We start from the raw sequence: 19,790 nt of genomic DNA, 5'->3' as shown, positions 1-19,790 counted from the left end.
TCCATTCAATTCAAAAACACTAGGTTCATCTGAGACAGAACCTTCCCCAAGAAAACCAATAGAAACTTCTTGGTCTGGAGCCACTGTGCCGTTATAGTCAGCATTACGGATCGTATAAGTATTGCCATTCTGGCTGACAATTTCTGCATTCCAAACTTGGGTAATCTTGCCCTCATACTCAAACTCAAGAGTCCAGCCATTGAGGGGAGTGTCACTCTGATTAGTAATATCGATGTTTCCTTGGAAACCGCTTCCCCAATCATTAGTAATATCAAAATCTACTTCGGAGTTTCCAGGATCGGGATCGGGGTCAGGATCGGGGTCGGGATCGGGGTCAGGATGGGGTCAGGATCGGGGTCGGGGTCAGGATCGGGGTCAATAGGTTGAGGATTACGAGGATCGAACTCGTCAGTACCCAATTGAATGAAATCTACTCCATTTTCGAGGTCTTGCAAACTGACAAATTTTAAGTTGGTAGTGTCATTCTCGTTGTCACCATCTTGCGCTACTAATAAACCCTCGGAAAACTGACCTCCTAAATCACGACCAATAATATCTATTCCATCGGTATTTTGAGTGCCATCAATACCGTTACCATCGTCAATGGTAAAACTACCTAAAATGTCATTATTACCCTCTCGATCGTAAACAGCGTAGCTATCGCTTCCCTGACTAGAAGCAAGCAAATAGCCTTCGCCATTATCACGATAATACATCGTTAGTCCTTCGATATCATCTTCTAATTCGCCTGAGCCACCATCAACGCTATCAACAATTGTTGCTTCATTGCTACCATTTACCTCTGCGTCATATTTGAAGATGCCAAAATCTTCTTGGGCTGCGTAGAGTTCTCCAGTTTCTTTATCTATGACTAGACCTTCAACTGTTGTTTCTGGTCCTGGTACATCCAGAGTTCTGACAACTTCGGCATCTACTCCTCCTGAGCCATTATCAATTAACTCTAATTGAGCTATTTGATTACCATTAAGTTGACTGGTAAAGACATAGGATTTGCCATCGACAACACTATTGTAAGTGGCTAAACCATAAGCAGTATTACTTCCATTGTCTACGCCAAAGACTGAGAAATCTTCATCAATAACAGTAGGGTCGGTAATATCAGTTAGTCGATTAGTATCAGGGTCGATCTGATAAATAACTGGATTATCATTACGGCGATCCGATACAACGGCTAAATCGACCTGCTCCTCCCCTAATTTAAAGTCATAAACAATATCGACATTGTTGTAGCGAGTATCTGGAGGGCTAATACTCTGTATTTCGTTTCCCTCTAAGTCATATGCCACTAAACCAGCAGACTTAAGAGTTGTGAGGACAATACTTTTTGATGGATCGTCAGGGTTGAGATAGATAGCTGGATCGTCTACATCAGCTGGTTCTCCTTTCCCTAAAGTTTCCAATGTAGGAAATACATTCATGATTTTTTTCCTTATTATCAAATTATCAACATTGCAATCTCAAGTTGCAGCTACTCGATTACTAGATTAAGCTTCAATTCTCGTGAGAATAAATTGAGCTACAATTTTTTTAAGTGAGGATGAGTTGCATTAAATTCAGAATAAAAGGAAAATATAAAGATTAAGGTATTGGTTGTAGATGGAGCAGGTTGACACATCAGTTTTCACAATAAGAAAAATTTGCCATGTAAGATTACATTTAGAATTTTTACTTCCTTACTCTCCAGAATTATATGCGAAGCGGTATCCTTTAGGACAACTGTGCTGTCGTGACTTTGGTCAATACTAGATGAACCCCATAGTCAATAGGGCTTTTGCTAATTTATAAGAGTTAGAAGAAGTCCTCTACAAAAGATGTCAAGTGATTTTAGAACAGCCCGAATTGATTGAAAGAATTACCAATTTTTCTTCGTGGTTACAATCCACTTCCCTCAAAGAGATTTAATTGGAATTTATCAAACGGACTTTAACTTTATATCATAATTAATTTGGTGAACTACTAGTTTACAGGCAATAAATATTTCTTTCCTTATAATATTTCTAGCGATCGCTAATTTTGCTGAGGGTAGCTTTAGAAAACCGACGCAGTTGCGCCCGCAGATATCTCTTTTGGTCGAGGGTGTGAAGGATAATAAAAGCTAAAAAGGTGTAAGATATCCAAAAATGTACGCTATCGGCAAATCCAGATACTTCCATACGGCTAAACTAATGCCGATCGCGCTACCGTTAAATGCCATTGCGGAGGTGAGTTTTTTGCCCCAATACAAATCACTGATTAAGGTAAGTGATAAAGATTCTAAAGGTGCAGCACCAATCCCTTGTATAAAACGCCATTCCAACAAAGTGCGAAAATTCGGAGCCAAGGCACAAAGAACACCTGCGATCGCAAATAAAAGTAAACCAGGTACTAAGAGCTGTTTTCTACCAAAGCGATCGGCTAATACCCCAGCGATCGGAGTTCCAATGGCGATCGGAATGACAAAGGCTGTAATTACGAGTCCGATTTGTTCGGGAGCAATTTTAAGTTCTTGGGCTAGTGAGGGTAAAACTGGACCAATACTACTCGATCCTAGCACTGCCATCAAGGTTACACCAATGACAATCTGAAGATTAAGCTCGCGATCGATCCGAATTGGAGATTGATTTTTAGTGGGATTAACTGATAATTTCACGATTTTCTACTTGATTCATGTAGATAGAGAAAACAAACAGTAGTCCACAGATAAACACAGATAAAGTTGATGGTAAGGTACAAGAAGTGAAGATGAATTGAATAGACAAGCTTAAATCTTTAAATCTGTGAATCTCAAGACTTACGTAGATACATCATAGGAAGGGTGGGCGACGCGTCTATCACGGATACCGCTACGCACGACGCGAAGCTAGTCCTTTAGGATAAAGCTAGTCCTTTAGGATACCGCTACGCGACCATCGGTGAGTCCTTTAGGGCATATGCTTTAGTGCAATGCCCACCTTACGGAATTCACTGAAAGCAAAAGAAACCTCTTCTCTAGATAGGAAAGGAATTCTAATGACCAATATACTTGCAAATAGCTGTTCGCCCCTACTAATGACTAAAACACTAAGAATAATAAACTTTGGAGCGAAAAATTTTGATCCCTAATTACAATTGAACTTAGAAATCTAAGCCTATCTCAGCTTGGCAGAGCAAAGATAAGCTGGATATATTTCTAGAAGTGGTCAAGACTTACACAGAGAAAGAGGATTGTGGAGTTCTCTAACCAACTACAACCATATCGTAGGTCTTAACACTTCTTCTTTGTTCGTGTTTTTGGATAAAATACTCAACAACTCTTCTAACAAACTCTCGATCGACTGTAGCTAAGAAGTCTCCTTCTGGGTTATAACATTGACCGATTTTTTCGAGCATGACAAAGCGCAGATCTCGTCCAGTTTTTTTGTTGTCAGCAATCATTGCTGCCATCAGTTTTTCGGGGGTAATTTCTGAGGGAAACGGATTATCAAAGCCAAGTTTTTCTTCAATGACGTAATAATGACGTTCCACATCTTGTGCGGAAATTAAGCCCAGTTCTTTGGCAAGTTCGGCTGCAATTTTCATCCCAAAAGAAACTGATTCGCCATGAGACATTTTTCCTTGTTTGAGCCATTCAATCCCATGCCCAAAGGTATGTCCGTATTCGAGAGTAATTCCGTAACCTTTTTCGCTGGGATCTCGTTTCAGTATCTCTAGTTTAGAGAGAATAACTTTGTAAGCCAGATTGGTTAACTGCTCATCAGTAAACTTAACTTCAGGATTGAGAATTCCTTCTAAGTAAGTCAAAAAGGTTGCATCGGAAATAAATCCATTTTTAACCCCTTCAATGATGCCACTACGCCGACCAAAAGCAGGTTCTGTTTTGAGATACTTGGTATCTGCCCAAATAAATATAGGTGCATGATACAAGCCAAAGTGATTTTTGCCTGTTTTCCCATTGACAGCTTGTTTATTGCTTTATGTGTTTTGTAACACATTTGTTAGTATTGAGCCAGAGTAATCTTACTTGCTGGGAAGCTATAATGGGATTGGCTCTGGCGTAGTTTTCTCTATTTTACTTTTTTGTTAAAATACTATATAGTCATATAAAGTTGAAACTAGCATTTATTCGTCCATGCCCAAGAGTTCCCATCGAAAAAAAACACCAAAGCCACCTGAATATCTTGCTCCAGTTGCTGATTATTTTAAAGTGCTTTCAGAAATTAGTCGGTTGCAAATTCTAAGCTGCTTAAGAGAGGGAGCGATGAATGTCAGTGAAATTGGAGAGGCTACTGGCTTAGGGCAGGCAAATTTGTCAAAGCACCTGAAAATGCTGACTGAAGCAGAGATTTTATCCCGTCAGCCTCAAGGGGTAGCCGTCTATTATGAAATTAAAGACCCGATGATTTTTGAGCTTTGCGAGCTAGTTTGCGATCGCCTTTACGAACGAATGCAGCAAAAAGCCGAGAAATTTAAGCGATTAAGTGCTTTGAGTTCTTTTGCCAAGTAGATTTTGAGAATCAAATATTTTGTCTCCACTCTAACAAGACAGCACGGCATTGAAGACAAGTTAAATCCCGAAGCAAGTTGTCGATTCCGATTGCAGTAGTGGGATAAATGTTTGGGGTTAATTTTTCAGGGTTAACTGTAGCTTCAGAAACAGTTTCAGCGACAACACCGTAAAGTGTTTGATTAGAAAAAGAGCTATTAATTGCCCAACCAGTTTGATTTAGGGGATGAATGCTAGTAATCTCTGACTCTTCAATCCCTAATTCTCGCTTAAGAATATTTGGCACAGCATTAACAGCCGTTTGTTCTGGTAAAACTCTACCCCCTGGAAAATCGAGAGTAGTTCGACCCAAACCAGGACGATAAGAAGGTTTAGGCAAGAGAAAGCGATCGTTTTGCATCGTGATAATAACCACCGAATCAGCTTTTTCGACTCGCCAGTAGTCTAATATTTGTTTTTGTTCGTCTTGTAGTTTTTCACCAATTAAAGTCAGCCAAGAAGAACGGATTTCCACAAAACGTTCTAAAGTTTGCCAGTTTGACTTGCTAACGCTGACGCAGGGTTGCTCGTTACTTTGAGAATTCATCATTTACTTAACGAGAATTAGTTACCAATTCTGCCATGAGTTCCCTAACGGAGACAATCTTTTCAGAACGTCCAGCATTAGTGCCAGCAAAAATCAGACCTTCTTCTACATTACCGCGAGCAGCGCGATCTAAAGCCTGGACAATACAATAGGTTTCTTGGGTATCTCGACAGCGACATACTTGCAAACAGTTAGCCAGACAACGCTTCTCTATATCTGGAGAATTTTGCAAGACTTTATCTACAAAGGGATTGTGTAAAGCTCTTCCTGGCATTCCTACAGGAGAAGGGATAATCTCCACATCTTCTGGACTAGCGTTGAGATGAAATTCCTTGTAGCGGATATCGGCATCGCATTCATCAGTAGTAATAAAGCGCGTACCGATTTGGACTCCTTTTGCTCCCAAAGCTAAGACGCGATCGATATCAGAACGATCCCAAACTCCTCCCGCAGCAATAACGGGGATATCTTGCCCTAGTTCATTACGAAGATACTTTAACAGTTCGGGAATTACTCGATCGGCTTCTAGTTTGGGATTGGATAATTCCTGATACTTCGCTCCTAAATGACCCCCCGCTGTATTGGGATTTTCTACTACAAAAGCATCAGGTAAACGGTTGTATCGACGTTCCCATTTACGACAAATCACCTTAGCAGCACGAGTACTAGAAATAATCGGTACTAACGCGGTATCGGGATAGTTAGCTGTATATTCGGGAAGGTGCAAAGGCAATCCCGCACCAGAAATAATTAGATCGACACCTGATTCAGCAGCAGTGCGTACCAAGGTTTCGTAATCCCTCACTGCCACCATCACATTGATGCCAATAATACCTTGGGGACTAAGTTGGCGGGCTTTTTGAATTTCATCAATTAATGCCAAGCGGTTAGCTTTAAATAAATTGCCTTTTTTGTAATAAGGAGAATTGAGTCCCAAGCAAACTGCCGAAATAATGCCGATACCACCAGCATTAGCCACAGCACTAGCAAGGTTAGCACCAGAAATTCTAATTCCCATGCCTCCTTGAATAATTGGGTAGGGAGCAATATGTTTACCAATACGAAGCGGTATAAGTGTGGTCATGATTTTGTTCTTATTTAGCTGGTGAATAGCAGTATTAAACGCGATCGTTAGGTTTAACTAATATCAACAAAGATTATTTTTAATAATTATATAGTTAATTAGTTATAAAAAAGCCACCCAAAGTATTTTTAACCTGGATTGCTTATATTATCATCGAGGAAATTTAGAAGGAAATTAGCATGAGCGCAATTGAGAGCAAATTAACTGCGAATACTAGGAGCAGCTAAAGCTAAAGGTTGACTTTCTCCAGCAGCTAAATCTAAGGAAAAATTGTGAACGTTACGTTCGTGTATAACTTCAATTGTCGCTTAGAACCCTGTCCTTCAGGGCAGGGTTCTAAGCTAGTTCTTGATAATATTTAATTCCGAGGTTAATCGTTGTTTAAGGCAAGATAACCTTATCAATTATTTAACTATATGGCTATATAAAAGTCAAGCGAAATCTGAGATTTTTTTAAAACATTCAGTTTGCGTATAATAAGGAGGGATTCTTAGCTTCCTAATTACTATGGAGAAATTATTATGAGTACCATCGATATCGGCATTAAAGAACAGGATCGCATCAAGATTGCAGAAGGATTGAAACACTTGCTAGCAGACTCTTATACTCTATATCTACAATCCCATAACTTTCATTGGAATGTAACTGGTCCTCAATTTCGCGAGTTACACTTGATGTTTGAAGAACACTACACTGAATTGGCAACTGCGGTTGACGACGTAGCTGAAAGAATCCGCACTTTAGACGTTCCCGCTCCTGGTACTTATAAATCTTTTGCCGAATTAAGTTCTATAAAAGAAATTGAAGGTGTTCCTTCTGCCAAAGATATGGTTGAAATTCTTACACAAGGTCATCAACAGATAGTAAAAACCTGTCGTGAGGTTCTGATTGTTGCTCAGAAAGCTGATGATGAATCAACAGCTTCGCTAGTTTCCGATCGAATGCGTATTCACGAAAAAACTGCTTGGATGCTGCGGGCGTTGAAATAAGTTCAACTCAAAATTTGCGATCGCGGTAATGGTAGATGTGATTAATCTTAAATGCGATCGCTTTTAGATAAAAATTGTTTTCTATAGGAATAAAACGTACTAATGAGCGGATTATTTCTTTGTTATTAACAGCGATCGCGATTTTCTTTATCAAAAATAATACCATTTCTCAAAAGTAATAAGAGACTTAGATAACAGTAAAAATTCCAAGATGGAAATCCAAAAGCAAAAATCAGCAAGACATTTGGGTATTAATAAAAAATAACTTCTTTATATATCTAGCTAGTTTCGAGAGTTTGTATAAGTTCTGGATAGTTAGCAAATTTAAGAATCAAACGATTTACTTTTTGGTTCAATTTAGCTATTTTCTCTGGCTGTTGAGATAATTCTTGCCAGATCTCTTCATTCGGACAATTAATAATCAAACTATCATCTTCTGTATTGCACTTCAGATCGCAGAGTTGAGTTAAGGGAATTTCTGCTTTCAGATATCTCAAAGTATCGCCCAACTGCTTAAATTTTGGCAGCCATTCAGAATTTTGCAGTTATGCTTTTAGTTTGTTTTCCAGTAGGTTTTCAGCTTCGGGATTCATTCTTGATTTTTGACTTTATGCTCCCTAAGATATTGCTCAATTTCTGCTGGAGTAAGTTGGAGTGCATTATAATCCCCAATCCAATTCAGAACATCATTATAATCTTTGAGGTCAAGCTTAATAGAAATCGTGGGATTAATTTTTAAATCTTTTGCATCTTTGGTGAAGGTGCTTGTTGTTGCCAAAATAATACCTGTTGGTAGCTCATCCTGTGTTACAGCTACTCCTATAAGATTACGAATTGGTTTGACATCAATCTTGGATTGCCAATGCTTACATTCAATTATTAATCGCTCTGTAACTTCATCCCCACTCTTACGCAATGCAATAATATCCTTACCTCCATCTCTAGTTCTCTTAGTTAACTCGATCTCATATCCAAATTTTCTGAAGATCTCAGCAACTATTTCCTCAAACATCCTCCAATCTGTTTTTGTGGGAATGTCATGAAGAATAGCTGAGTTTGTTGAAATTTTATTGAGCAAAATTGCGATAATTTCTTTTTGATCGACTGGATTTGAATATAAACCACTATTTAAGTAGAAATTATCCAGCCAATATTCATAACTATTCTGTCTGACAAAGACTTCGCGAGTTATAAGATTTGGTTCACAAATTACAACATATCCACCGTAAAAAGTTTTTTGCGAACTGCCAACAACTCTATATATTCTAGGTATTTTTTTGCCACGCCTCTTGCAATCAATGTGCAGGATCTTGAATCTTCTCCAGAAAGTATCTGCAACTTCTTCTGTATATAAATCCTTGCTGAAACTCAATTGGAGCAAATGATATTGACAACTATGATACCTGCCTCGCGATTCACCAAAGTTAGCAAGGATTCCTGGCAAGATTTCAACTTGAAACTTTGATTTTGGGTGGGCTTTATAGTAGCGATAACGCCTAAAGATATAATATTTTTTGTTACAGATAAATTTCACGAGCAAATCACAGTGCTATTAAATTTTCTGTCTAATAGATAATCTTAATACAAGGAAGGCAAAATAAGGGTTATAGCCTTCAAGGGATAATAACTAACTATTTATGGAGATTTCATGTCTGACACCCATTTTTTCCATATCATCAAACAACCTGTCAGGAGTCACAATATGTCCCATCATCCAAAGTCCAGGCTGCCGAATTGCCCCATCTAAATATTGATTAAGACACGCAAGCACCGAAATTACTGTGAACTCATAACTGCTGTTGTGTTCGGAAAATATTCGGAGTTTTTGGGGCTTATTATCCTTTTCCCCTTCGGCTTCCAGAATAAAGACAACTCCTTCTTCCTTTGGAGAAAATTGGTTGATTCCAAAAGTTAAGATACCTGCCCAGAAATCTCGCAGAAAACCTTTTTTTATCTTCTGCGACAACATTATTAAGGGAAATACAAACCAATCTACGAACCAGTTGAAACCAGTCGTGAAAACGCCCACTTCCTGTAAACCAAACATTTCTGGTAATGGCTCAATCTCTTTCATATCCATAGGGAAGCACCTTTTAACGCCGAATAATTGCCCAAGATCGATTTTGAGTGCATCCTTGTATGTGCCAATCTTCCATATTCCATCTTGGAAAAACTTCGGTTTATAATCAGCAAAAGCATCTATGATTTCATAAATAGAATCTACTTTATCGATCTTGAGGTTCATTGCGAAGGCAACATTCGCTCTATTGTATCGATCGAAATATTGCGCACCTTTTCGGATATATGCAGCTGGTAATCCTGGATGAAATCCTGCTTGGGTGATAAAGCAGCTTCTGCTATTCTTTATCCGTTGCTTCATTATTTCTAGCACTGGATATACATCCTGCTGGAAGTATATGTCCATATAGTCAATGTTTGCTTTAAGTGCCGTTTCTGCGATCTGCTTTGCCCATTTTGTTGTCGTGGCAGCTACCAAGACAAAATCGATGTCATAAAATGCCTTGCGAAGACTCTCTAAATTAGAAGCATTCACGTACCGCGCAGAAATGCGATTTGGTAAAAATTCTTGGTTTAATTTGTTAGCGAATTCTTCGGCTTTTTCGAGTCTTCTGCCAGCGACGATTATATTCACATTGGTTTCCTTGAGAAGATACCGACACAACATTTTTCCCGTCCTACCATATCCTCCTAAGACAAGTATTGTTATGTTCTTTTTCACCTTAATTACCTGCCTTTTAAGTCTTGACAGCAGCCAACTATTTATGAGGTTATAGCTATTTATCGTTAGTTGTTATAGCTAAACTGTTTCATTGAGAATGACTCACCATGTCCAGGATAAACCGTATTTATGGCTAAACTTTTGAGTTTTTCGACACTGGCACTTGCTGCCGATCGATCGTCGATTATCGACCAGAGTTTTGGCTTGTCGGTATTGCCCAATAGATCGCCGCAAAATGCGTTACCATTAGCTGTCAAAATTCCGATTGATCCCTTTGAATGTCCTGGAAGTTCGAGAACTTGGGCATCTAATCCATATTCACAGAGATGATCTCCATCTTTGATATACAGATCGGGTTTAAATCTGTCTGATTTGCTTAATCCGAACAATAGACCAAATATAATTCTCATCAAATGATTGGGTTTTTGGCGATTCCAGAACATATCTCCACGTTCAACCATTCCCAAATCAGCATAATGCATGGCTATTTTTGTCCTGAACTTTTGACGGAAATACGAAGCATTACCGCAATGGTCTATATCTCCATGAGTTAAAATAATCAGTTTAAGATTTCCCGATTGGCAGCCCGCATTTTCCAGTTCTTTTTCAATAGTGCTGCGCTGATTTGCAATTCCCGTATCGATTAAGATATAGTTATCACCGATTTCAATAAGGTAGCAATTTACAGAAATATTAAAAATAAAAGGGGTAGTTATGGTTTTAATCATCACAGCATCTGTCCCTCCTATTTATCTAAATTATTCTCGCCAATATTCAGGCTTATTGAGTGCATCAGCACAAACTACCTTACCAAAAACAGAGCCAATAACGTTTGGACGAAGAGCCTGAACCATCCAAGCATCTGAATTTTCATTAGAAATAGGATATGGTGCTTCAAATCCCAAACAACCTGCTGGTTTAAAACCATGGCGTGGATAGTATTCTGGATGTCCCAGGACGAATACCAGATCGACTCCCGATTTCGATAAAAGTTGTAACCCTCTTTCAATAAGCTTACCACCAATTCCTTGCTTCTGAGCATCAGGAACTATTGCCAAGGGAGCTAAAATAGCGATCGATGTTGTATTTTTGCTATTTGTTAAATGTGCTGTTGTAAATAAAATATGTCCCACAGGGCGATCGCTTTTAAAAGCAAGCAGAGATAAAATAGGCTTGGCACTAGAATCGCCTAAAAGTTCTCTTACCAGTTCAGCCTCTTGATCCTGACCAAACGCTGAACGTTCTATCAACAATACTTCGTTTAGATCTGAATCAGAAGCCTCTCGTATATACATTGATTTCTCCCGATCTTGTAATTATTGCCATACAGAAGCTTGAAGCTAACAACGTATCAGCGTTCGCTCTATTAGTGGTTCTTACTCAACTGTAGCTAAATTTTCAGGATTCTCCCTTGAAGAGCTTTCCGTACTTCCTAATTTTTCTTCACTGATAATTTTGGCAAACAAATTTTCCCCAATAGCTGCTTTAACTTCTGGTTCTAAAGCGTGCATTACATCGCGATTGAGAGCAAAAGCATTATTCGCTTCAGCGACAATTTTTTCAATTAACTGAGCATCAACTGGTAAAGAATTCAATGCATTGCGATATCTTCCTTTAAATTCTTTGATTTCACCTACCGAAGCAAATGTATCAAATTCATAAAATCTCGTTCCTTTATCTAATGGTAGTTCTAATGCAGAACGAACAATACTTTTTAATCCTTGTCCCCCAGAAAGATCGCCCAGATAGCGCACATAAGAATGAGCAACTAATAATGCAGGTTCGCTGTTAGATATTTCTTGAAGACGAGCTACATAAGTTTTACCTGCTTCTGAAGAAGCTATTTCTGATTGCCAATTTTCACCATAATAAAAGGCTAAATCTTGTTCTAAGTTAGCTTGGCGATTTAATTCGGGAAAATAGATTGAATCAACTACAGAATGATCCTGATGACGTAATAGTTCTGCTTCTAAAGTTCTGTAAACAAAATATAAGTTAGCAATTAATTTACGGAAGGGTTCTTTTTGTATCATCCCTTTGAGAGAACACTTCATGTATGCGGTATTTTCAGCCAGAGTGTGAGACTGCTTTGTACCTTCCCGTAGTTGACTAGCTAGATCGCTCATAATTAATATCTCCTAAATTAGTTATTTGTTCTTTGTCATTAGTCATTGGTTATTCGGTGTCAGGTTTTAGGTTTTAGTAGTTATTATTTATTACTTACTACTTATTACTTATTACTTTACTCTTCGACACCTCATCTCCTTATCCCTGATAATTAATCCAATCCTGGGGCTTGAGAAATACTTCTGTTAACTTGGCTTCTGGTGTTCCTGGTTCGGCTTGATAGCAATATTCCCAACGCACTAAGGGCGGTAAAGACATTAAGATTGATTCGGTGCGTCCATTGGTTTGTAAGCCGAAAATTGTACCGCGATCATAAACTAAGTTAAACTCGACATAGCGTCCGCGACGATAGAGTTGAAAATTTCTTTCTCTTTCTCCGTATTCAGTATTTTGTCTGCGTTCTACGATAGGAACATAAGCGGGTAAGAAAGAATTACCGCAACTTTGGATAAAGGCAAACAACTCTTCCCAATTACGAGCTACTTTACCGACTTTATTACTGTATTCAGCAGCAGAACTATTAGGATTGGGACCAAAATAAAGGGGACTATTGCCATCTTGATAATCAAAAAAGATACCGCCAATACCTCGTGCTTCTTGACGATGTTTTAAATAAAAGTATTCATCGCACCAGCGTTTAAAAGCGGGATAGTATTCTGAATGATGAGCATCGCAAGCTTGTTTAATAGTTTGATGAAAATGCACCGCATCTTCAGTAAAAGGATAGTAAGGAGTGAGATCCACACCGCCACCAAACCACCAAACGGGACCCGCTTCAAAGTAGCGATAGTTAAGATGAACGGTAGGAACGTAAGGATTGCGGGGATGAAGTACCATCGATGTGCCTGTAGCGTAAAACCCATGTCCTGCTGCTTCGGGACGCTGTACTAGAATTGCAGGAGGAAGAGTATCGCCCCAAACTTCCGAAAAGTTAACGCCACCTTGTTCAAACACTCTCCCATCTCTGATGACACGAGAACGTCCGCCACCGCCTTCTTCTCTCTGCCAACTATCTTCTCTAAAGCTAGCTTTACCGTCGAGTTGTTCTAAACCAGCGCAAATATCATCTTGTAATTTCTGGACAAATTGTTTAACTCGTTCTCTAGAATCTGTAGGGGGTAGGTTTTGACTCTCGGTTACAACCTTGCTAGCTGCTTGAATACTCATTACAATTTTTCGATTCATTTTAATCTACGATATTTAACTATATAGGAATATATTGAACTTAAAATCTAGATTTACAAAAATTTATGGTTTTTATAGGCAGATTGATAGATAAAATATAGTTCATCACTAATTAGTTATACATCCAAGCAATTATGACTACTACTGTTTCCCAGTCTGCTATTAAAAAAACCTCTACAGAAGAAACTTTGCTGACCCCTCGCTTTTACACGACAGATTTTGATGCGATCGCCAATATGGATATTTCTTCTCAGGAAGAAGAATTAAAAGCAATGATTGCAGAGATGCGAGCAGACTATAATCGAGATCACTTTTTACGGGATGAAGATTTTAAACAATCTTGGGATCACATCGATAAAAATACCCGTCGCGTGTTTGTAGATTTCTTGGAACGTTCTTGTACTTCAGAATTCTCTGGTTTTCTGCTGTTTAAAGAATTATCCCGTAATTTGAAAAATCGTAACCCGATTTTGGCAGAAGTATTTCACCTAATGGCGCGAGACGAAGCACGTCATGCGGGTTTTCTCAATAAAGCCATGAGCGATTTTAATATTTCCCTCGATCTCGGATATCTAACTAAAAATCGCACCTATACTTTCTTTAAACCAGAGTGGGTGATTTATGCCGTTTATCTCTCTGAAAAAATTGGTTACTGGCGTTATATTTTGATGTATCGCCACTTAGAAAAACATCCCGAATACGAGTTTTATCCCCTCTTTAAAAAGTTTGAAAGTTGGTGTCAGGATGAAAATCGTCACGGAGATATCTTTAAGGCTTTATTGCGATCGCAACCCTCGATGTGGCAAGGTTGGAAAAGCAGATTATGGGCGCGTTTCTTCCTCTTATCCGTATTTGCTACCCATACTCTAACCGTACACGAGCGGGCTGATTTTTACGAATCTGTGGGCTTGGATGCTCAAGAATACGATCGCGAGGTAATTCGTCAAACTAATGAAACCTCAGCTAGAGCCTTTCCTACTATTCTAAATGTGGATCATCCTCAGTTTTTTAAACGATTAGAACGTTGTGCAGATCGCAATGAAAAGATGAAAGCTATTGAATCGAGTAATGCACCCAAAATAGTTAAGTTTTTCCGTAAGTTACCTTTAATTGCTGGAATCTTCTGGGATTTGTTAGTTTTGTATTTAATTAAACCAATTGATGCGGAGTCTTTACGGGGTACAGTGCGTTAGAAAGGCAACGGCAACGTGCATAAATGAAAAAAGAGGAGAGTAATCAATGTTTCTCTCCTATCTCTGTATAGGTTCACAAAGTAATATTTACTTAAATTAATTTTATATTGGCTATTTTGATAGCATCATCAATAGGATAAAAAATTTTAGCAATTTTATAAGCAAAATTATCTTTTTGAATGAAATACTTGCTGTCTGAATTTGAGGTGTCAATTTCAGGTAAAGGAATTTGATAATGACCACCATCACACATTACAAAAGTTTCCTTGTGAATCAATGTTTCAAAATACCTAAGTTCAACTTCAAAACTATGAGCATTGGGATTTGAAAATCGATCTGTCCATAATTCATGGAAATCCCCCTTAATTATTTTGCCTTTACGGATTGTGAATTCTGGAAATATTTTGTGGTAGATTTGGACATCTTCATTGATACTAATCCAATCTTCAAAATCGTCTAACAGTCGTTTCATTCTTTCTAAAGGTGGTAAACCGAATCCAAAGCGTTCGCGCCACATTAATTCAATTTGTTCTTCAGACGCAGACTCTTGAAGTGGAATATTTGTATCACTTAAGCGTGTATATATTACTCCTGCACGAATTGTTTTACCTTGATCCGTATAATCTTTTGTAATAAAAAACGGTTTATCTGGTCGATTTTTAATAACTAAAATATCTACTTCAATACTATTAAATTGATATGGAATAGTTTCAAGATTAATAGTAGGAATGCGGTTGAAATTTTTTCGACGGATAAAATCTTGAATATTAGCATTAGTCTTGCGATTAGGATCGGACTGCACACCTATAATCTTTTTGTCATCTGTAACACCAAAAACTAAATATCTATCCTCTTCTATATATGCGTTCGTCAAGCAAAGAATATCATGCAGCAATTTCAAGTTATTTTGGTGAAACTGTTGCTTAAAATCTAAACTTTCAGATTCTTTTCGATTTAATAATTCTTCTAAATTAATCATGAAATTCTAGCAATCGAGCTGAACACTAACAAAGCACTATTATAAACATCGCTATCAGATATAGTTACTTGTGTGTGATTAAGCGCGATCGCCCGTTTTCAATCTTATTTATAAACACTACCATCAGGCATAATTGCTTCTGTCAAATCCGCATCATCAAAGTTTGTTCCTGTTAAATCAGCATCTAGTAAATTAGCTTTAGACAAAATCGCACCACTGAAATTGGCATAGCTCAAATCTGCACCTTGTAAACTAGCCTCTGTCAGATCGGTATTTAATCCCATTCCTGCACTTAAATTAGCGCGACAAAGTTTAGCACCATCTAAGTTAGCTTGATATAAAATTGCCATACTAAAATTAGCGTAGCTCAGATCGGCATGACTCAAATCGGCATGACTCAAATTAGTACGATAATCAGCAGTAGGACGCAGATCGACTTCCCACATTAAAGCTTCAGAAAGTTTAGCATTGCTGAGATTTGCACCTTTTAAAATCGCTTTAGTTAGATTGGCTCGTTTTAAATTTGCTTTGGTTAAAATCGCACCACTAAGATCGGCTTCTCTTAATAATGCTCGTTTTAAGTCAGCTTTAGTTAAATCTGTACCCCAGAGAATTGACTCGCTCAAATCTGCTTTGCGTAAACAAGCACCACTTAAATTAGTTCTTCCTAATCGTGATTGTCGTAAATCTGCTGCGGTTAAATCTACTTTGCTGAGGTTAACTTTAACTAATTCCGCTTCTCGTAGATTTGTCTGCGGAAAAGCTCTTTCCCCTGCGCTGTATCGTTGTAAAAATTTATTGACTTCCATCCTACTTTAGATTATTTTGTAACGTTATTAAGATAGTTCGTACTTAATACTTAATTAATAAGGTTCGATTGGTTGTGCTTCTGGAGTATCCCAGTTATGGTAAACCGCATCTACATCCGTCAATAGTAGTAACACAATGAAAAAATCCACGATCTAGTGATTGGTATATTTATCAATAAGTATGAGTTTGGATTAAACATCTAAACACAGATAAGCAACATCACCTAATTTTCCCAGTCAATACCGCTTTTCTTCGTTTAGGAATCCAGCATAAATGAACAGTTCTAATCCCAAACAATGAGAGCTATATATCTACAATAAAAAAGCAAATCAAACGCGATTCAAGCTTATCAACAAGCAGTAGAACTTGCTCGACAACAAGAAAAGACAGATTATTCCCAGAGAGCACAAAAGCAACTTAAAAAAATCAAAGAAAATCAATTTTTTTTAATAGCTCAAAAAGAGAGGTATGTTTAAAAGAGTAATCGGTATAACAAAAGCTTAACTTACTTTTTGGTATTTACAGCGATCGCTATAGTTTCAATAGTCTTCAAATTTTCAACAGCGAAACGTATCTATCAATGCAGACAATCAGGTCAATTAAATTCATGTAATTCATAAATAACAGGATGAATAACAATGTTAAATTCCGTTCAATCTTTATTTAATCCTCTGCGAATAAACATCCCATTTTTACTAGATATTATCATTGTTTCAGACTCAAACCAGATTAAACAAATCGAAAATTCTGGTGATGTCGATCGATTGCATTCTTACGAAACTCAGTCCCTACCGTTATGGGTGCAGTTATATTTTCGCTCGACCAAATTTCATGACGATGAGCGAGATTTATGGTTTTGCCCTTTTGAATCTAGTTCTAATCCCACATACCTACCAAGACGAGCTTATTTAGAGGAAAAAACAGCTACAGGTTATAGCCAGGATGATGTCAGAAAAATTGCTCAATTATTAAGAACCAATGCTTCAGATGAGATTTTAGCTCATGAAATGGTACAGGTTGTTAATAAGAGATTTTTTGAAGCAGAAATTCCCACGGAAATTACCGAAGCAGCCAAATATACCGTCCAGAAATTTAGTGAAGCTGTTTTCCCTTGGCAGTATATCAAGGGTGTGGAATCCCAAAAGGAAATTATGAATTACTGTCAACATAGTCTTGCCCAAGATGTTCATCTTTTAGATGTGGGACACAATATTGGGGAAGTCGTACAGGCAACCGCAGGCTCTTTAAAAACTTTAAACAACAACCTCAATCGGTCAGTTGAAGATATATTTACCGAGTACGCCCCCACTCCTCAAGTACCCAGAATTGCAGTAAGAGCATCTACTTTTGATGGTATGTTGTCTTATCCCACAATCCCAGGAGAAACGGTTGTAATTCTGCAAATTGCTAAAGCTGCTGCCGAAACCAAGGATATTTGGTTTACTTTTGGTACTGGAACATCAGAAAGAGGCTGTGTGTTTAAAGACTTTTTCTTAAATTTTATGAACGATTTGCAGCAGGAGTTGCAGGTAGAAGAATAAGTTTACCTATCACATAGATGACCAAGAATTTCTTGTTGATTTTTGATTGTGTCCTCTGAGTTTGATCGCTCAATATCACTATAAAAAAAAATGTTTTTTGAAATGTAAGGAGAAATAATCGTGTTTATGATTCCCTGGCATAAGTTCCCCACTCCCTTAGCTTTATTACAATTAATTCAATTTCGCGATGCTTTACGAGAAAAAAATCTTCACGACACTTCCCAAGTACCAGACAAAGGTAAACTACCAAAACCTACTCCTAGTCCAGATAATCGTCATTTAGTAGCTCGTACTGCTGATGGCAGTTACAATGATTTGGAACATCCAGAGATGGGTATGGTGGGGACTCGTTTGGGGCGTAATATACCCTTAAAAGATGCCAAGGTAGACGAGCCAAATTTACTTACACCAAATCCTCGTACTGTAAGTAAAGTGTTGCTGAAGCGAGATAAATTTATTCCTGCAACTATTCTCAATCTCCATGCTGCATCCTGGATTCAGTTTCAAACTCATGACTGGTTTACTCACGGCAATAACCAGCCTGATAATAATTTTTCAATTCCCGAAAGTGGCTCAGATGACATTTTAGAAGTTCCTAAAACTCTAAAAGACCATACTCGCGATGATGAAAATACTAACCCCGCAACCTTTATCAATCATGTTACCCATTGGTGGGATGCTTCCCAGCTTTATGGTAGTGACGAGGATACAATTGACAGTCTACGTACTCATCAGGATGGCAAAATGCTCATTGAAGAAGATGGGTTTTTACCATTAGATGATAGCCAGGGTATTGACCTGGTGGGCTTTGCTGGTTCAACAGGTAGCTGGTGGACGGGTTTGAGTATGCTTCATACCTTGTTTATCAAGGAACATAATACTATTTGCGATCGCCTTAAGCAGATATATCCCGACTGGAACGATCGACAGCTTTTTGACAAAGCTAGACTTATTAATGCTGCATTGTTGGCAAAAATTCATACTGTAGAGTGGACTCCAGCAATTTTGCCCAATCCCACTACTCAGATCGCGATGAATATTAACTGGTGGGGTATTCTGGGTAAGGATTTTAAAAATCTTCTTAGTCGTCTCGGGGATAGCGAAATCCTGGGTGGTATTGTTGGTTCGACCACCGACCATCATGTAGCACCTTACTCTCTTACAGAAGAATTTGTTTCCGTATATCGAATGCATCCTTTAATTCCCGATGAGCTGAATTTTTATGCTCACGGCAATGGCGAACATTTAACGACCAAAGAGTTCCCAGAGATTTTTGGTAAGAGTACCCGTAGCTTTATGCAATCTGTGTCGATGGAGGATTTATTTTACTCCTTCGGCATGATGCATCCTGGTGCTTTGACGTTGCATAATTATCCTAATTTCTTACGCGCTCTAATTAAAGAGGATGGTACTGATGCCTTCGATCTGGCTGCGGTCGATATCTTGCGAGACAGAGAAAGAGGTGTCCCGCGCTATAATCGCTTCCGAGAGCTTATTGGTAGAGAGCAAGTTAAATCTTTTGCCGAGATTACCAGCAATCCTCAATGGGCGAAAGAACTTAGTGAAATCTATCACGACGATATCGATCGCGTGGACTTGATGGTGGGTTTATTTGCCGAAGATTTACCTGATGGCTTTGGTTTTAGCGATACTGCTTTTCGGGTATTTATTCTGATGGCTTCAAGACGACTCAAAAGCGATCGCTTTTTTACTGAAGATTATCGGGCTGAAATTTATACACAATTTGGTCTAGACTGGATTGACAACCACAGTTTTGTCTCAGTAATCCGCCGTCATTATCCAGAACTCGCACCAGCTTTATATGGAGTGGCAAATGGCTTTCAACCCTGGAGAAAATTGAATTAAACATTACTTTCTCTAAGGGAGTAGCAAAGAAAAAATCATTCCAAAATCAAAACCAGTCATGATAAATATCAACAAACCATTTCCCTAATTCAGGTAATCTCTGAATTTGATTTTCGATCTCTTGCATTTCGGCTTTAGTTAGTTTAATCCCTGTTTCATAAGTTTTGGTGACTAACTCAACTTTGGGAGAAGAACCTTTCCATTTCA

22 protein-coding genes are annotated in these 19,790 nt (G+C 38.2%); 5 read left to right on the top strand and 17 right to left on the bottom strand.

Features of this window, described 5'->3' with window-relative positions:
- The 4 genes from H1P_RS39905 to H1P_RS18530 form a co-directional block, all read right to left on the bottom strand.
- Positions 1-228, bottom strand: a 228-nt coding sequence (locus tag H1P_RS39905) for a cellulose binding domain-containing protein (protein ID WP_425461545.1), incomplete at its 3' end; no start/stop codon positions are given.
- A 50-nt stretch (positions 229-278) separates the two neighbouring features.
- Positions 279-1,439 carry a phytase gene (locus H1P_RS18540; RefSeq protein WP_186376031.1) on the bottom strand — a complete coding sequence of 387 codons (1,161 nt, stop codon included), beginning with the start codon at positions 1,437-1,439 and terminating at the stop codon, positions 279-281.
- A gap of 677 nt (positions 1,440-2,116) precedes the next feature.
- A complete protein-coding gene (locus H1P_RS18535; RefSeq protein WP_222427115.1) occupies positions 2,117-2,650 on the bottom strand; it encodes an MFS transporter in 534 nt (177 codons plus the stop codon).
- Positions 2,651-3,216: 566 nt separating this feature from the next.
- The gene (locus tag H1P_RS18530; RefSeq protein ID WP_144870085.1) at positions 3,217-3,903 is read right to left on the bottom strand and encodes a 3-dehydroquinate synthase family protein; all 687 of its coding nucleotides are present in this window, start codon (positions 3,901-3,903) and stop codon (positions 3,217-3,219) included.
- A gap of 205 nt (positions 3,904-4,108) precedes the next feature.
- Between H1P_RS18530 and H1P_RS18525 the strand changes: the two genes are divergently transcribed.
- A complete protein-coding gene (locus H1P_RS18525) occupies positions 4,109-4,483 on the top strand; it encodes an ArsR/SmtB family transcription factor (RefSeq protein ID WP_144870082.1) in 375 nt (124 codons plus the stop codon).
- A gap of 10 nt (positions 4,484-4,493) precedes the next feature.
- Here H1P_RS18525 and H1P_RS18520 read toward each other — a convergent pair whose 3' ends face one another.
- Positions 4,494-5,069, bottom strand: coding sequence for an NUDIX hydrolase (locus tag H1P_RS18520; protein WP_144870089.1), 576 nt, complete (start codon positions 5,067-5,069; stop codon positions 4,494-4,496).
- Positions 5,070-5,076: 7 nt separating this feature from the next.
- Complete coding sequence (locus H1P_RS18515; RefSeq protein ID WP_144870080.1) at positions 5,077-6,153, bottom strand: NAD(P)H-dependent flavin oxidoreductase; 1,077 nt, start codon at positions 6,151-6,153, stop codon at positions 5,077-5,079.
- A 521-nt stretch (positions 6,154-6,674) separates the two neighbouring features.
- Here H1P_RS18515 and H1P_RS18510 point away from each other — a divergent pair.
- Positions 6,675-7,142 carry a Dps family protein gene (locus H1P_RS18510; protein ID WP_144870078.1) on the top strand — a complete coding sequence of 156 codons (468 nt, stop codon included), beginning with the start codon at positions 6,675-6,677 and terminating at the stop codon, positions 7,140-7,142.
- A gap of 7 nt (positions 7,143-7,149) precedes the next feature.
- Here the strand turns inward: H1P_RS18510 and H1P_RS36260 are convergent, their stop codons facing one another.
- The 8 genes from H1P_RS36260 to hemF form a co-directional block, all read right to left on the bottom strand.
- A complete protein-coding gene (locus tag H1P_RS36260; RefSeq protein ID WP_186376030.1) occupies positions 7,150-7,296 on the bottom strand; it encodes a hypothetical protein in 147 nt (48 codons plus the stop codon).
- A 124-nt stretch (positions 7,297-7,420) separates the two neighbouring features.
- Complete coding sequence (locus H1P_RS18505) at positions 7,421-7,651, bottom strand: hypothetical protein (protein WP_144870076.1); 231 nt, start codon at positions 7,649-7,651, stop codon at positions 7,421-7,423.
- 80 nt (positions 7,652-7,731) lie between these two features.
- Positions 7,732-8,586: a restriction endonuclease gene (locus H1P_RS18500; protein ID WP_144870074.1), complete on the bottom strand. Its 855-nt coding sequence runs from the start codon at positions 8,584-8,586 to the stop codon at positions 7,732-7,734.
- Between the two features lie 183 nt (positions 8,587-8,769).
- Positions 8,770-9,882 (bottom strand): saccharopine dehydrogenase family protein, encoded by a 1,113-nt coding sequence (locus H1P_RS18495; protein ID WP_186376029.1) that lies wholly within the window; start codon positions 9,880-9,882, stop codon positions 8,770-8,772.
- Between the two features lie 65 nt (positions 9,883-9,947).
- On the bottom strand, positions 9,948-10,610 hold the full coding sequence (locus tag H1P_RS18490) for an MBL fold metallo-hydrolase (protein ID WP_144870070.1): 663 nt from the start codon (positions 10,608-10,610) through the stop codon (positions 9,948-9,950).
- 30 nt (positions 10,611-10,640) lie between these two features.
- Positions 10,641-11,177: a GNAT family N-acetyltransferase gene (locus H1P_RS18485; RefSeq protein WP_144870068.1), complete on the bottom strand. Its 537-nt coding sequence runs from the start codon at positions 11,175-11,177 to the stop codon at positions 10,641-10,643.
- Between the two features lie 81 nt (positions 11,178-11,258).
- Complete coding sequence (locus H1P_RS18480; protein WP_144870066.1) at positions 11,259-12,011, bottom strand: biliverdin-producing heme oxygenase; 753 nt, start codon at positions 12,009-12,011, stop codon at positions 11,259-11,261.
- A gap of 136 nt (positions 12,012-12,147) precedes the next feature.
- Positions 12,148-13,176 (bottom strand): oxygen-dependent coproporphyrinogen oxidase, encoded by a 1,029-nt coding sequence (gene hemF / locus H1P_RS18475; protein WP_144870087.1) that lies wholly within the window; start codon positions 13,174-13,176, stop codon positions 12,148-12,150.
- 152 nt (positions 13,177-13,328) lie between these two features.
- On the opposite strand from hemF, the gene acsF reads away from it, so the two are divergent.
- Positions 13,329-14,387 (top strand): magnesium-protoporphyrin IX monomethyl ester (oxidative) cyclase, encoded by a 1,059-nt coding sequence (acsF, locus tag H1P_RS18470; protein WP_144870064.1) that lies wholly within the window; start codon positions 13,329-13,331, stop codon positions 14,385-14,387.
- A gap of 91 nt (positions 14,388-14,478) precedes the next feature.
- Here acsF and H1P_RS18465 read toward each other — a convergent pair whose 3' ends face one another.
- Positions 14,479-15,366 carry an AlbA family DNA-binding domain-containing protein gene (locus H1P_RS18465; protein WP_144870062.1) on the bottom strand — a complete coding sequence of 296 codons (888 nt, stop codon included), beginning with the start codon at positions 15,364-15,366 and terminating at the stop codon, positions 14,479-14,481.
- A 104-nt stretch (positions 15,367-15,470) separates the two neighbouring features.
- Entirely contained in the window at positions 15,471-16,175 is a 705-nt protein-coding gene (gene hetL / locus H1P_RS18460; protein WP_144870060.1) for a heterocyst differentiation pentapeptide repeat protein HetL, read from the bottom strand.
- Between the two features lie 639 nt (positions 16,176-16,814).
- On the opposite strand from hetL, the gene H1P_RS18455 reads away from it, so the two are divergent.
- Both H1P_RS18455 and H1P_RS18450 read left to right on the top strand, forming a co-directional pair.
- On the top strand, positions 16,815-17,717 hold the full coding sequence (locus H1P_RS18455) for a hypothetical protein (RefSeq protein ID WP_144870058.1): 903 nt from the start codon (positions 16,815-16,817) through the stop codon (positions 17,715-17,717).
- Between the two features lie 126 nt (positions 17,718-17,843).
- Positions 17,844-19,583: a peroxidase family protein gene (locus H1P_RS18450; protein WP_246141796.1), complete on the top strand. Its 1,740-nt coding sequence runs from the start codon at positions 17,844-17,846 to the stop codon at positions 19,581-19,583.
- A 46-nt stretch (positions 19,584-19,629) separates the two neighbouring features.
- On the opposite strand, the gene H1P_RS18445 is transcribed toward H1P_RS18450, so the two are convergent.
- Positions 19,630-19,790: ISAzo13-like element transposase-related protein (locus tag H1P_RS18445; protein WP_425461544.1), on the bottom strand; the 161-nt coding region annotated here is incomplete at its 5' end.

The organism is Hyella patelloides LEGE 07179, from assembly GCF_900659865.1.
Lineage (GTDB): Bacteria > Cyanobacteriota > Cyanobacteriia > Cyanobacteriales > Xenococcaceae > Hyella > Hyella patelloides.
Note: the sequence above shows the minus strand (reverse complement) of the source record. Positions and strands in the feature narration are given on the sequence as shown.